Below are 15,068 nucleotides of genomic sequence, written 5' to 3'. Positions count from 1 at the left end.
GCATGTTCGCAAAAGAAGGGTACTTTACAATGGGACTTGTTACGGTAGTTACGGCTACCGTATTTGTTTTGACCAGTCAATACATTGATCACTGGGTTTCTTATCTCATTTACAGTTTTTTTGCAATAGTCTGGGCGATAGTAATCTATTTTTTTCGAGACCCTGAACGTGTCACTCCAGATGGTAAATCGCTGATAATATCTCCTGCTGATGGTAAAGTAGTATTGATTAAGGAAATCGAAGAGGATATTTATCTCAAATCCAAGGCTACTCAAATAAGTATATTTTTATCACCGCTGGATGTACATGTAAATAGAAATCCCATATCGGGTAAACTTGAATACCTGAAATATCATCCGGGAAAATACTTAATGGCCTGGGACGAGAACGCTTCTATTGAAAATGAACGGGCAGATTTTGGGGTAATGCATTCATCGGGTACAAAACTTTTCTTTAAGCAGATTACAGGCTTTCTTGCCAGAAGGATTGTTTATCATATTAAAGAAGGTGATGATCTGGTTTCAGGTGAAAGGTTCGGAATGATGAAATTCGGAAGTAGAATGGATGTTATTGTACCCGGTAATGTTGAAGTACACGTGAAGGAGGGAGATCGAACCTGGGCTGGAGAATCAGTTATTGGAAAGATAGTTTAAGATGAAATATCCGATTCAAAAGAAATATTACGGTTTCAAGAAAAGACGGGAGGAGATCCGGAAGTCGAAACCCCCAGTAAATCCACGGATAGCTGTTCCCAGCTTTTTTACCCTGATGAATCTCTTTTCGGGTTTCTTGGCTATTATTTCAATTTCAGATGGTAACTTATTTTGGGGAGCCTGGTTAATTATTGCTGCCGGGATGTTCGACGTGTTTGACGGGCTTATGGCTAGATTGGCTGATGCTCATAGTGATTTTGGAATAGAGCTGGATTCTCTCAGCGATATGGTTTCATTCGGAGTTGCTCCGGGTTTCCTGGCCTACAACTTTGTGTTATATCAATTTGGGATGTTAGGTATTCTTGTTAGTGCAATTCCGCCATTATGCGGAGCTGTCCGATTGGCAAGGTTTAATGTAAATGCTCGTCTTAAACCAAGTGCAGATAGTTTTATTGGATTACCGATACCGTCTGTAGCCATCATCATAGTATCCTTTTACCTCACTTTCAGAGACGATGTGTACTTATTTGATTTCTTTAAAAATGGTGTAAGCAGTGTCTTGATCCCACTAATTGTAATTGTTTCTTTTTTAATGGTTAGTACTATTCAGTTTGAGAAGATTCCTCGTTTTGATAAGTATTCAATTAAGACAAAGAAGTGGACCTTTCTCTTATTTTTTGCATATCTGGTAATAATCATCGTTTTCCGTGAATACGGACTTATGGCTGTGATTCTGATTTATATAACTAAATCAGTAACTCTAGGTGCAATTAAATTTTTTCGAGCTGATTATACAGGAGAAGAAGAACCCTTTCAGGACTTCAGTTAAGCGGATACTTCTAAGTTTTAGTCGATCGGATTAAGAAAGTGATTTGCTACAGCATCACTTATTTCACTAAAAGCTTCTCCAACTCTCTGTCCTTCACCCCAATTCGTTAGGATAACAATGCCTAAATCAAATTCAGGATACAAAGCTAAGTATGACGCATATCCGTCGATGTCACCACCGTGGTAAATGATTTGCGTATCCCATTTGGAAGAATCAATTACAAAGCAACCTAAACCATAACTCCAGGTTTCATTTATCGAAAGGCGCTTCTTCATTTGAATATCATTGGTCTTGCTCTCCTTCAATAAGTGAATCATAAATTGATTCAAATCAGAAACAGAACTAAAAATATTCCCCGCACCCGCGAGTGTTCCCATATCCCATGGTTCTGTTTTTTTAAGTGGAGACACTTCTAGGTAAGGAGTAGCAAGATTATCATGTAAACTTTCGCGAAAGAATAGGGAAGAATGATTCATGTGATACGCCGAAAATATATGTTCATCCAGTAGCTCCGAAAGAGGTTTATTCATTCGATACTCCATTGCAATTCCAAGAATCCCATAGCCAAAATTAGAATAGCTATAATGCCCGCCGATTTTATTCTTAATGGATACCAGCTCTATTCCTTCCAACATTTGTTCGATCGAGTAACCCTGAATAGGGTCTGGGTCAATTCGCTCCAGGTTAGACGGATATCTCGGAAATTCTGAAGAATGAGTGGCAATATCTTTTATGGTCACTACTTGCCCAGAAGGAGATTTTGGAAAGTTTAAGTCATCAGGAAAAAAGTCAGAGAGGGTATCGGAAGGGGAGAGTATCTGTTTCTCAATAAGAATAGAAAGTAAATGCCCGGTAAACATTTTTGTTACCGAGCCTATCTGATAAATGGTATGTTCGTTAGCTTTAGTTTTGTTTTCTACATCAGAGTAACCGTATCCCTTAGAAAGAATAACATTCCCATCCTTAACTACTCCAACAGCAATCCCTGGAATTGAATGGTTATCGATTTGATCATTAACCAGCTGATCAATTTCTAGGTCTTGGGCAAATAGGGTGTTACTAAGGATCAGGAAAAAAAAACAGTACAAGAGATTTCATTGAATCACATTAATCATCTACTTTTTCAAAAGTGCTAGTATTCCCCATTGACATATATTTGATGCTCCCATCTTTCTCTTCTTTAAATCCCATAGTTCTAAGTCCGTCAGTACTTCTAAATAGGTTTGGTGATACCTGGAAAAAAGTTCTCCCAAATCCACTAAGCGTATAATCATCATTTACGGTCAAGACTTCTAAATCTGGTAGCCAGCTATTTGTACAAGAATGACAATAGGTACTCCATCTGTAATTACCAGCGAATTTACTTAGATCGGATTTTAACCTCATCTCGAATTCAGAATGATTGGATTCATTTGTATGTCCAAAATACTCCATTACTGTTGAAAGTACATTGAAGCGTAATCGGCTTCCTTCATGGTGGTGAACCACATATATCCCCATATTAAGTTCAGGAACTAATGACAGATACCCACTGTAACCTAGCATATCTCCGCCATGACTGTAGGCTGTTAAACCGCTAATAAAGTCTTCGTAAAAGCCATAGGCAAAACCTTCAACTTCCTGATGAATGTTTGACTGGTTCGTCTGCATATTCATAGCCATTTCGTTGCTCAAAATAGTATTGTTATTCCAGCTACCTTTATTGAGGAGCATCAACATGTATTGAGCCATATCGGTAACCGTACTATTGATTGAGGAGGCAGGAAAAGTATGGTACCATTCCCAGGGTTGTGGGACATTTACACCGTTTCTATATTCATAGCCTTCTGCAATAAATGGATGATGACTTTCTGGTGGTTCAATGCTGGTCATAGTCATTTCCAAAGGTTCCCAGATTTTTGTCTTCATATACCTTTCTAAATCCATCCCCGAAACCTCTTCAACAATTAACCCAGCTAATGCAATTGAGTAGGTTGAATATGAAATGAATCCTCCTGGCTCTCTAACTCTTATTAGTCGGTCTTCAAGAAACTCATCAAGTGGAATTAATTGATCTTCAGAAAAAACTCTGCGTCCATTTATTTCATCAAAACCAGCAGTATGTGTCAGTAAATGATGAACAGTAATGGGTGCTTCATAAGAATTCGGAACCTGAATAGAAGTCAGGTATTTGTTTACATCTACATGAAGGTTTATTTTTCCATCATCTACCAATTGGAGTAATGCAAGAGCAGTAAAAGTCTTTGTAACAGATCCAATTCGAAAAATGGTAGAATCCGGATTGACATGTTCTATTGCCTCGCCCAGAGTGGTAAAACCATAACCTCTCTTCAATACTACTTCTCCATCCTTTACCAGGATGTAAGCTAATCCAGGAGTGTGACTGGATTCCATATTCATCTCGATCACTGAATCAAGCCTTGCCTCAAGCTCACTTAAATCCTGGGCCCAGATTTGATGTAAAAAAGAGGGTAGGTAAGAAAATAGAAGTATGAGAAGAAGAGTCTTTTTAGTCATCGTAACTCTCATAAGTGTATGACTTGTGTATGATTTTCCATTCTCCTTTGATCTTGAGTAGAAGAAGGTAGTCTGTATAAACTCGTTTACGTCCTGGAGTAATGATCTCGATTTTTGCTGAAGCAGCATCATTCGCATAATCAATGAATAAGATTTTTCCGATTCTATCTCGCTTTTCACCGTTTTCAAAATAGGTGATATAAGTCTCTCCGGGAAGTACTCTGAGCTCACCGTTCTGGATACTATATAAGTTAAGCTCTTCATGAAAGGCTCTTTTGAGGCGATCTGCTTCCCCATTAGCAGTGCCTTCGATATAATCCAGCAAAGTATTTTGAATCGCTTCTGTTTCTGTTTGGGCATAGACTGTTGTACTAACAGCAAAAAAGATGAGTAGAAGTATAGTCTGTTTCATTTCTCCGATTTTTAGTTTTCGGGAAAATGACAAAAAATGAAGCTTATTATTTAGGAAAGGACTTCGGATTTATAAATTCGAAGAAAATTGCTAAAAAGTGAATTTGGGATAAGATCTTTCTTATCCCAAATTCACCTTAGCTCTCGAAAGACTTCTTGTATTGGGCCGGGGTGATCCCATGTACCTTCTTAAAAGCACTATAGAAAGATGAGTTAGATCTGAAACCAGCTTCCTTTCCAATTGCTTCTAAAGTCAGGATAGAATTTTCTCTAAGTAGTTTTTCAGCAGCTTTGATCCTGTATTCATTAACGAAAGCCGAAAAACTCTTACCAAGGTTATCATTAAGAAACTGAGAAAGATAATGAGGCAAGACTTCCAATTGAGAAGCAACATCAGCAATTTTTAGATCAGGCTGCTTAAAAACCTCACCTTCAATAAAAACCAATTCTAGCCTGGAAGAAAATTCTTTGGCTTCATTCTCAGGGATTTTTCGATTGGAGTATTTCATTGGAGTCTCAAAATAAAGAGGGTTATTCCTGACTTTGAAAAACCAGAGCAGAGCTGATAAGTAGAAGATGAATGAAAATGTGAGTGCTCCCATGATATAGGAGGTATAGCCACTGGTATAGTAGGCCAGCCAAATCAAAAATATTCCCACCAAGATGTTAATACTCCAGACCTCACCAACGGAAAGTTTCTCTTCTTTTTTGAACAGCTTGATAAAGAGCCCTCTGCCTATAACTGCTGATAGCAAAATGTATAAGACCCATTGTGTATAAATACTTCGTACCAAAAAACCTCTCCAAATATGCCTGAACTCATGATAAGGGTAGTAATAGGAAAGAATAATTAGCGCAATAAGCCAGGGGAGGATATGCCCAAGTATATATCCGATATGGATCTGTTTCTTCGACATTACACTTTTTATATATAGAAAAAGGAATGGCCCGATTAATCCACATGCGATAAGTCCTATTTGAATGAAAATATTCGAGATTAATGGATTAAAATTGAGGAACACTGATTTCCCTACTCTTATACTCACCATTAATAAAGTACCGGCAAGGAGTAACGTAGTTTGGTTTTTCTCCTTGATAAAGAACGCAAAATAGGTACTTAGGAATAGTCCATTGAATGCCCCAATGGCACTAAAGAAGAATAACGCAGGATTTTCAATATTCATTGGTTTTAAAAGCTCTTAAAACTTACTTACGGTATTATAAACTTCAGCAGTGAGTTCGGCTACTCTTGACCATGTATAATGTTGCAAAATATGGTCTCTTAAATTAGATGATTCAGGCTTTGTTAATGACTTATTTATCCCCTTGACTATCGATTCAGAGGATTGGGGATCTATATATTCTGCCAAATCTCCGAAATATTCCTTTGTTCCACCATACCTTGTAATAACAATATTGGCCTTGGCTAGTGCAGCTTCCATAGCAGCAATCCCGGGAGTTTCGAACAAGGAAGGTAGGATGAAGGTATTACAAGCAGCATAAGCTGAAGCAAGAAGCTCAGAGTCATGTTCCTGAGTTTCGATAAGCGTAACATTAGAAGTTTGAGCAAGTTTTTTGCACGAAGCTCCATAGTCGTCATCATAAAAGGAACCAATAATAACAACTGGTTCTGGTATGTCTTTCGCTCTTTCCAGAAGCTTGATTACATTTTTGCGCTGTGCCCCGGCATGACCTGCAAAAAGAACGAATTCCTTCAGGCCATACTCTTTTATGAAGAGATCCGGGCTAGAATCTTTAAATCGTTCTTCAACGCCATTTGGAACTACATGAACTTTTTTAGCTGAAACATCAAAAGCCTGGATTATCAAGTCAGCTTCTTCCTGTGTATTTGGGACCACTTTGTCGGCAAGATTACATATCTGAGCTTTAATTCCGTATTCCGAACTAATGCCAGAGCCTAATTTTGAAGCAGTTCTCTCTAGCTTAAGCTTAAGAGAGATATCCTTTGCGGGTCTTGTAGAAAAGAACACCGGCGAAAGAACAGTTTTAATACCAATTTCAGAACACCTTTTAATTATCCCTAATGTTTCAGGGCTTGCAGTAAAAATATGAACCAGATCTACATCTAAAGAATCTTGCCATGGAGAGATGAAATCAACCTCTACTCCCTGATTTTTAAGGTTTTTCGCTGTTTGATGAGCTTGAGTTCTTACCCCGCCGTTAACTGCAACAATAGATAAAGGAGCTATAAATCCGACTTTCATAGTTTTTTTCTATTTCTCCAGTCTAAGATAGAAGTTTTAAGCAATTGGAATGTTGAAGAAGTAAGTTCCTTGAGCTCGTTAATAGGTTGATGGGAAAGTTTCTGATAAGATTCTCTGGCTAATATTTCAATGTTGCTTGCTTCATCTATTGAAATCAACTCAAAGTTGTTATGATCAAAAGATTTTTGATAAATCAACCCTTCAGATTCAGTTGAAAAAGATAACTCCTGATTAGAAGTGTCGAAATAAGCTTCATACTTATTCAATAAACGTTCCTTCCAGAATCCTGAATATTCCAAAAAGCTAAGCTTTGTTAAGCCTAGCTTATTTACCTTTTTGAAAATCGTATCCCAAACAGCTAATCCCTGTTGGAGTGGGTGATGATAAAATATAACAGGGAAGGAGCGTACTAATTTGCTTTCTAGAACCTTTTCAAAATAGATAGTCATCTCATTTTCACAAACCCGTTTTCTACTTAAGCTCCCGGTGCAAATAGGATGGATGGGAATTTGAATAGGGAGGGTATCTGAATTCGAATCCAGATAAAAAGGGAGTCCATCATAACCAACTGTGAACTCTGAAGTATATTCGAAAGAGTATTTTTGAAGAACTTCCTCAAGAGTCGAATTCCAGATTCCATAAGGAGCACAAAAACCTTTTGGCTCAATACCTTCATCAATTAATTTTTGTAATCCGAGTTCGATATTATTGATCACATGCTCATAAGAAGTAGAAGTCCCATGTTCGTAGCCATGAAGAGCTAATTCCTGTCCTTCGAAATCTTTAAATGTTGAAAGCCAATCTTCATGAGCCTCGACATGTAGAAACCACGTGATTGGAATCTCGTGTTGTGCGCCGAGTTCATAAAGTTTCTCTATGGAAGTTTTATCGCCATAATCACTATCGATTCGGAATGCGAAAACAGGTGTTACTTCAGGAGAATGCCATTTATTGATAAAAGGGAGAGATTGGCTAAAATGAAGTTCTTTGATTAAAGAAAGAACAAGCTCTGTTAGCTCATGCTTAGAAGTTTTGCTGACCAGTTCATCTGGATGTCTACCTTGTTTATAGAAGAAGCGTTTTCTTGTATAACTTCGATCAGTTACCTGGTCATCCGGTGCTATTTTAAGAGAACAAATAAAATCATTCTCAAAGTCATATAAATCAGCAAGTGAATCATTGCTCTGCTGGTGGTAAATATCCAGGTAGGGAAGGTGCGTAAGAAATAGAGGAGAATCGTTATTGTATATCCTCGTTAATTTATTTGCTGGTGTATAATCGTCAAGAGCTTTTATAGTCTTAAGTACTGCCCCTCCACTGGAAATAAATAATTGTATAGAATGAAGCTCTTTCTCAGAAGGTGATTTATTAATTATAAGAAGAGAATAAGAAGTTGAGTCTTCAGGTACCTCATGGAGTTCTTCAAACCAGCATCCAATTTGATCCAGAATGGTTTTCCACCCTGAGGTAAGACCTAAAACTCCTATGCAAAGCCTTCTACTCATCTAAGAATTTTTGATTTGAACCAGTTAAAGTGATCATGATCTAATACTCTTACAAGCCAAAGGATAGGTACCATAACTATAGCGGCAATGAATCCCTCAACCAAGGGAGGCATCGAAACTAACGTGCTAAGATAATACAGACCGATTCCTAAAGAGATGGTGAAAATAATTGGATGTATGATGCTGATCTTGACATACTTTTTGAAGTAGTATAGTGAAGCGATCACAAAAATCAACTCTGCAACCGACACCATAGCTACGATCAGAGTAAGATTTTTAGAGAATCCCGCACCTACATAAAGAATTAATGCCACTGCTCCAGCTAGCAGAGTAGATTTAAGGAATTCATGGTCTCTTCCAATGGCTACTAATCCAAATGCACTTAGGCTGTTCAGGAAAGTGAGAAAGAGGAAAATGCATAATGTGGAAAGTAACACAGTACTTTCAGCATATTCCAGACCATAAAAAAGATCGATGATAAAAGGAGCGGATATGGCTATTCCTATTGATAAACTTGTTCCAATTACGATTAACCAGGTAGAAGTATATTGCATGTTTTCTATAGCAAGATCCCGGTTTACAACCCATTGAGAAGATAAATTTGGTAGGAGTAACTGAACAAATATTCGGTCAATAATCATTGCGGCAAGTATCATGCGCATTGCCGCTCCATATAGTCCGGCGTCAGAAGCGGTTAAAAACCATCCTATGATTATAGGAGGTAAGTATTGCATCATATTAGTGAAAAAAGAGCCAATACCTACTTGAAAACCATTATGGTATAATTTTTTTAGTTGCCCAAAATCTCCGAATGGGAGTTTGAGTATAGGTTGCTTCAAGTTTATGAGTCCGAGAAAAACGGCAGAAGCAATTAAACCAGCAATAAAAAAGAGGGGCACTTTTTCAATATCGGTAGCGGAATGGATAAAAATGACAGCAAGGATAAGATATACCGAAGAGGTCAATACTCTTGAAATAGCTACCGTACCGTACCGTTGTAAGCCGTTATAGTGCCACTCAAGTATCAATGAAATAGGTATGATAGAAAGCGTATATAACTGGAAAATCTTTTTCTCTTCGTTCGATAGATTTAGGAATTCGATGATCGCAAAACCAAGGAGGGAAATTAAAATCCCCAGCATAAATTTGGCCAGCAACACTTGTTTACTGTTATAGTTTCTTTGATCAACAGGCTTTGCTATTTCTCTTGATCCAATAGTACTAAGGCCCATATCTGAAGCCCATGCACAGTACCCTGCATAGGAAAGAGCGATCGTAATAATACCAAAGGCCTCAGTTCCTAATACCCTTGCTAAATAGATACTTGTAATAAATCCGATTCCCTTTCCTATGAAATCACCAAGAAAAATGTGGGTTATTTTTTCTTTTATAGTCGGCAATTAACCACGGCTAAGGGTTGAACTCAGTAATTCTTTTAACTCTTCTTTTGTCTCGAAAAGAGAAACCAGGGGATGTTTTTTAAAATCCAATAAGCCAGGTTTCATGGGTGCTATTATCTTTCTTTGGTAGGAAAGAGCCATTTGAATTCCACCTGAGTTTAAAATCTCATTATAATTGAATACACATATATCGGCGGCACTTAGAAGAAAAGGGTAGTGCTCCTCGGGGATAAATCTGGGTATGTATTTTACTCTTTCATCCTGGCTGGTATGCTGCATTATATACCTATGAACATGTTCCTGGCCTTTTTTCATATATCCAGCCAGAATAAGCGTAAACTCTTCGTTTTGCTCTTTTAGAATATCAATAACATCCTGAATACCTTTGTATTCACTAATTCCACCAAAAATCAAAAAAATGGGACTTTTGAACATATCTGTTCCAAGGAAATACTCTCTCCTGATCTTATCGATTGCTTCTTGCTGTGGTTTAATTTCGGATGGAAACACGGGATGAGGTAAGACTACAAATTTTTCTTTAGGCTGTTGATAGTAATCACTTACCTGAGGTATCTGATGCTTTGAATGTACATGGATAACCGACGATATCTTAGCCATCCACTTATGAATCGTATGATGTAAGGCGAGAAATTTTTGATCATGTGGTTTTAGATTGTGAACCGTCCACACAATTTTGCCCCCAAAAAGCCTGTAAAGTGCAATACATAGCAGCTTATAAGGCATGCCAAATAATGACTTAGCATCCTGAAATTCAACCCAGTGGTAATGCAAGATAGTCTTCCTATTAAATAAGGGAGTGATCGCAAACCGAATATGCGCGAATACACTAATACTTAAAATCTTGTATTCAGAGAATAAAGATTCATATAGCAGGAATAGATAATCTGTTTTAGGAAAATTGTATCGAATTAACGGCACTACAAAAACTGTATGTGCTTTTTCATTAACCTTTTGATACATCTCCTTTAGAGAAGATACTTCCATAAACCGTCTGTACTACAATTGATATTGCAAGCCAACAGAATGTACAGTGCCAAAACCGGTATTAAAAGGAATTAATGCATAATTGAATGTTACTTTCTCGGTAATAAGTCCAATACCAAATGAAATAGGGCGGGTATTATCTCCGGTTTTATAGCCCGTTTGGATTTGAACAACCTCAGCAACTTCAAAAAGAGCAGCCACATTTATGTAGCTTTCGTCAGGGTTATAGTCTTGTACATTGGTTTGGTCTTCTGTGTCTAATGGCATTACATAGTCGGCCATCATCCTAATAGAGACAGGCAATTCTTTTGCTTTTTTATGGGTGAAGCTGATTAAGTCTATGGCGAAACCAGCATTGAAACTACTTGGTAAATCAGTGGCAATTTGATTCAACTCTTCCATTTCGCCAAGGTTAAGCAGAGAAGCTCCTAAAGTAAGTCTATCATTAAAGAGTTCACTTGCAAGCCCAAGACTAACTGCGTATCCAGTAGCCCTAAAAGGAAATATTTCTTCATTTAGATAGTGTCCCGAAATGCCTGCCGAGAAGTAATCAAAATCATAAGAGTAAGCACCTGATATAGCAACATATTGAATTGAAAAATCACCGTTAGACTCTCCTGGTCCATTTCTTTGCTCCAATCCTGAAACTCCAGAAGTATAAAATGAAAAAGCGACGGCACGACGATTCTTTTTAAGATTTATCCCGCCAAATAAGTTATTTGAATCAGAAATCCAGTTGGTATATCCCAAACCTAGTGTGGTAGTTTCTGCCATTGATAATAAAGCCGGATTGGAATAAAGAGAAGGAGCTCCATTTGGGGTTGCAACTGTAGCTTCCGATAATGCAAGTTCGAATGCAGTCGGTCCAATATTCAATAGCTTTAATCCACTTTCCTGAGCCATTGAATAGTGGGGGATAACTATAAGTACTAATGTGACTATTATGATTCTCATAAATGTAAACGTAGGGCAAAAACATGCATGTTTGCAACCTGATAAGGTTCAATTACAAAAGCGTAGTCGATGGAAGGAGATAAAGCATCAAACGGTAAGTACACGGAGAATCCTGTACTTAAAGAACCGCTATTTGAATTCGTTAAATCACTAAATCTGTATCCTCCTCTAAGTGAAAACCGCTTATGAGCTTTCCATGATCCACCCATCCTGAAAATTCCTGAGCTTGTCGAGATTTCTTCGGTAGTTTCAATAATCGAAGTCGTGGTTCCTTGAACAAATACATCATAATTAATTCTTTCCGAGAGATAAGACTGGATCTCATATTCACCAGCTACAGCAAAATCATTAGTTTCATAGGATAATGACCATTTAAACCGGGTAGGGAAGGTATTAACTACATTTCTTGATTGTGCCAGTCCATACAACTCAGAGGAGTTCCAGGTATAATTGGCAAACATATCCTGTATCACAAAGGCAGCGTTAAGCTTTTGACTGATTTTGTAGAGTATGCCGAAATCTATGCCGACCGCAGTTGCTGCCTGGAGATCTTCATGGTAATTTGCATAGTTCAATTTAAAACCGATACCTGCGTTAAATTTGTTGCTGAATTTTATCCCAAAGGTGGTGAATATCTGATATTCCGAAACATCAAAATTGCCTAGTGGATAGCCGCTCAGTGTACGTTCATCGATATCCTTTACCCCTGATCTTATAATTCCGAATGAAATTCCTGCATTGGGAGGGAGTTTAAAATTTGCTCCCAGGTTTTGGTAAACCCGGTCGAATTCCAGGGACGAAACAGCAAGGTCTAATTGGTTGAATCCTACAGTTTCAGCAGCTAATGCCGGATTATAGTATGGGTAAATACCTTCTGATGTTGAAGCAGAGAAAGCATTAGCCATCGAAATACCTCTTGGCCCAAAGCCCAACCTGCTGGCAGCTCCGGCGAATCCACCATTTTGTGCAATCACGCTTGTTGAAAAACAAGCGCCTAATAGTCCAATGATTAATATGTGTCTAAAATGCTTAATCATTCGATGAGTAATATTTTACCATTGACAGTATTTCCGGATGTTTTCACCTGGTAGAAGTAGGGTCCATTGGCAACTCTTCGGCCTTTTCCGTCTACTCCATCCCAAATCGCTTCATAGCTCCCCGGACTTGTGGCGGTATATGAATCCAACTCTCTGACAAGGTTCATTCCAAAATCAAAGATTCTTACCTGTATGTCACCAGAGTTAGAAGCCTCAAATCGAATACGGACAAGTTCGTGCTGAGTAGGAGAGAATGGATTAGGGTAGGCGTAGGTATCTACACTTCCGGCATCAGTATCATATTGGTTCCCCCCGGATAGGGGGAAGTTAACACGAGTAATTTCCCAGGTTTCTCCTAAATCATCCGTAGAAATAATTCCATCAGTAGTTCCGATCCAAACTCTGTTATTAGTTACAGTTATTGCCTGAAATTCAGCACTACTCTTAAGAAAAGTATTAGGATTTTTTATCTGGCCTTTCTTCTGCCAGGTATCTCCTCCATCGGGTGATATAAATAGCCCGTTTTCTCCTGCAGCGAACACATACCCATCTTTAAAACCTATTCCCAATATCTTTTGACCGATAAGCCGCTGTCCGAAAGTCTGGCCTCCGTCATCCGTAAATACAATTCCGAATCTATCATTTGAGTCGGCTATCCAATTTGTCATCCATATTCTTCCGTTAGAAGTGTCTTCACGGATTTCAATAATCCATCTTCCTAAAATTCCAGTTGAAGATCCATCAGTATTTGAGTTTCTCCATGAAATGCTATCGAGAGGGGCGGTGAGTGCGTTTTCTGAAACATTAATTCCTCCAGCTCCACCATACCAAACGCGATTTTGCGAGTCGATATGTACCGCGAACCCCTTGAGATTATCGTCATCTACGCTATTATAAATATTCTCGAATTCTATACATGTCCCATTCTGAACTGCACTGCAATCCATCCATACATAATCGTTTCTATCAGGAGTTAACTCAGACTCTCCAAAAGGAGGAAGTACAACTCTTTCCCAGCTTTGTCCAAAGTCTGTACTCCTTAATAATCCGGAAGCCCAGTTAGCAGAAAAAATTACATCCCCTTTAAAATCTACATTATAAGGAGGGGACTGTTCAGGAACGATGATTCTCTTTCGGGTATAAAGAGTACCTCCATAAGTAAACGTAGTATCGCCTTCTATAAACCGGTCAAGTAGAAACTCACTGAATCTCCAATTTTCGCCTCCATCAACAGAAATATAGTATCCATATCCCGCGGGTTGAGTACCAGCTAGTGTTTCTGAGGTAAATCCTAGACCTGAAACTACAGTATCTTGGTTTACGGACAACGAAAATACCCTGCCAATACCATTATCTATACTATCGATACCAGAAGGGCGAAACCAGTCAGGGCTATTTCCAATATTTCTGGTAAGTGCTGGGCTAGTCCAGACCGTATCTCCATTCGCTGAGATAGAGGATACCCCGTTTTGTCGGATGCTATTGAAGGTTGATGGAGATGGTCCAACAACTTGAGCGAAAGAAGGACTAATGAAGAATAATGATGCGATTGCAAATAAAATCTTTTTCATCAATTCCCTCTTATGCTAAAGGTGGTTCTCACTGTGTCGCTATATAAGCCACCTTGATCAAGTGCAAAGAATTCAATATCAAAATCACGTTCTATTCTTCCGCTTGAAGGATTTGCTGGTACTTCTAGCGACCAAGTAAAGGTATTATCATTTGCTGTACTATCTCCAAGTGATGCTCCATCATCAGCCATATCAAAAGGTGAACCTTCTACCTCACCATCTTCAAAATCGATTATTCTTAGAAAAACTCTCTCAATAGTTTCGTTACCATCAGAATCAGCAACTTCAGCGGTAAAGACTGCAGGAACAGATCCCGAAGTTGGTCTGATAATAGTACCAGGACTTGTAGTTCTAACTATTGTTGGAGGTTCACTTGAGAAACCAACTATATAAAATGGAGTTTGAGCGTAACCGCCTCTTCCGGATTCATCAAAAGCATAAACTTCAATCAGAAGGTTTTCGATGGTTGTGGTAGAAGTAGGAATATTTGCTTCACCAGTAAACATGTTTTCTTCTGATGAGGCATCTAAGCTCCCCTCTATGGTCACCGCCAACGAGCTTATATCTCTTACTACAAATCCAAAAATAGAAGATCCGTCAATATTATAGATGGTGGCTTCGATAGGCAAAGTGATAGTAGTGTCAACGAATCCATTAGAACGAGTAAATACAACAGAGTCTATAGGGATCTCTATACCTGCTACTTCAGGGAATAATGCTAGATTATCAATAGGATTCGTGGTTGCATCACAAGCCCATAAAAAGAGCAGGGACAAATACAGGAATGAATAGCCAGGCTTTGGGGTCAATTCTACAGCTTCTTGATTTTTTGTAACCAATGTTACGCATTAGTTCATGCCAAGTCCACTACGACTTTGATCAATTAAAATTGTTCGTTTTTTGCATTGCATTTAGAAAAGTGCCCCGCTATATTCGTCCACGATGAAAATCAGAAATGCAA

General features: G+C 38.4%; 14 protein-coding genes. 2 read left to right on the top strand and 12 right to left on the bottom strand.

Features of this window, described 5'->3' with window-relative positions:
* The first annotated feature begins 2 nt into the window (after positions 1–2).
* Positions 3–653 (top strand): phosphatidylserine decarboxylase family protein, encoded by a 651-nt coding sequence (locus ED557_01720; protein RNC85515.1) that lies wholly within the window; start codon positions 3–5, stop codon positions 651–653.
* Between the two features lies 1 nt (position 654).
* Positions 655–1,482: a CDP-diacylglycerol--serine O-phosphatidyltransferase gene (pssA, locus tag ED557_01715; GenBank protein RNC85514.1), complete on the top strand. Its 828-nt coding sequence runs from the start codon at positions 655–657 to the stop codon at positions 1,480–1,482.
* 17 nt (positions 1,483–1,499) lie between these two features.
* On the opposite strand, the gene ED557_01710 is transcribed toward pssA, so the two are convergent.
* From ED557_01710 to ED557_01655, 12 genes are all read right to left on the bottom strand, one after another.
* Entirely contained in the window at positions 1,500–2,570 is a 1,071-nt protein-coding gene (locus ED557_01710) for a class A beta-lactamase-related serine hydrolase (protein ID RNC85513.1), read from the bottom strand.
* Between the two features lie 19 nt (positions 2,571–2,589).
* Positions 2,590–4,011, bottom strand: a complete 1,422-nt coding sequence (locus tag ED557_01705; protein RNC85512.1) for a class A beta-lactamase-related serine hydrolase — start codon at positions 4,009–4,011, stop codon at positions 2,590–2,592.
* Positions 3,992–4,411, bottom strand: a complete 420-nt coding sequence (locus ED557_01700; protein RNC86140.1) for a nuclear transport factor 2 family protein — start codon at positions 4,409–4,411, stop codon at positions 3,992–3,994. The genes ED557_01705 and ED557_01700 overlap by 20 nt, the downstream gene beginning before the upstream one ends.
* Positions 4,412–4,547: 136 nt before the next feature.
* Complete coding sequence (locus ED557_01695; GenBank protein RNC85511.1) at positions 4,548–5,594, bottom strand: AraC family transcriptional regulator; 1,047 nt, start codon at positions 5,592–5,594, stop codon at positions 4,548–4,550.
* A gap of 15 nt (positions 5,595–5,609) precedes the next feature.
* Positions 5,610–6,635, bottom strand: coding sequence for a glycosyltransferase (locus ED557_01690; protein ID RNC85510.1), 1,026 nt, complete (start codon positions 6,633–6,635; stop codon positions 5,610–5,612).
* Positions 6,632–8,140 (bottom strand): DUF2334 domain-containing protein, encoded by a 1,509-nt coding sequence (locus ED557_01685; GenBank protein RNC85509.1) that lies wholly within the window; start codon positions 8,138–8,140, stop codon positions 6,632–6,634. Before ED557_01685 ends, ED557_01690 begins: the two co-directional genes overlap by 4 nt.
* A complete protein-coding gene (locus tag ED557_01680) occupies positions 8,137–9,540 on the bottom strand; it encodes a hypothetical protein (GenBank protein RNC85508.1) in 1,404 nt (467 codons plus the stop codon). Before ED557_01680 ends, ED557_01685 begins: the two co-directional genes overlap by 4 nt.
* Positions 9,541–10,545 (bottom strand): hypothetical protein, encoded by a 1,005-nt coding sequence (locus tag ED557_01675; GenBank protein ID RNC85507.1) that lies wholly within the window; start codon positions 10,543–10,545, stop codon positions 9,541–9,543.
* A gap of 12 nt (positions 10,546–10,557) precedes the next feature.
* Entirely contained in the window at positions 10,558–11,499 is a 942-nt protein-coding gene (locus tag ED557_01670) for a hypothetical protein (GenBank protein ID RNC85506.1), read from the bottom strand.
* On the bottom strand, positions 11,496–12,473 hold the full coding sequence (locus ED557_01665) for a hypothetical protein (protein RNC85505.1): 978 nt from the start codon (positions 12,471–12,473) through the stop codon (positions 11,496–11,498). Before ED557_01665 ends, ED557_01670 begins: the two co-directional genes overlap by 4 nt.
* 59 nt (positions 12,474–12,532) lie before the next feature.
* Positions 12,533–14,107 carry a hypothetical protein gene (locus tag ED557_01660; protein RNC85504.1) on the bottom strand — a complete coding sequence of 525 codons (1,575 nt, stop codon included), beginning with the start codon at positions 14,105–14,107 and terminating at the stop codon, positions 12,533–12,535.
* Positions 14,107–14,946, bottom strand: coding sequence for a hypothetical protein (locus tag ED557_01655; protein RNC85503.1), 840 nt, complete (start codon positions 14,944–14,946; stop codon positions 14,107–14,109). The genes ED557_01660 and ED557_01655 overlap by 1 nt, the downstream gene beginning before the upstream one ends.
* Positions 14,947–15,068: the final 122 nt, after the last annotated feature.

Source organism: Balneola sp. (assembly GCA_003712055.1).
GTDB lineage: Bacteria > Bacteroidota > Rhodothermia > Balneolales > Balneolaceae > RHLJ01.
Note: the sequence above shows the minus strand (reverse complement) of the source record. Positions and strands in the feature narration are given on the sequence as shown.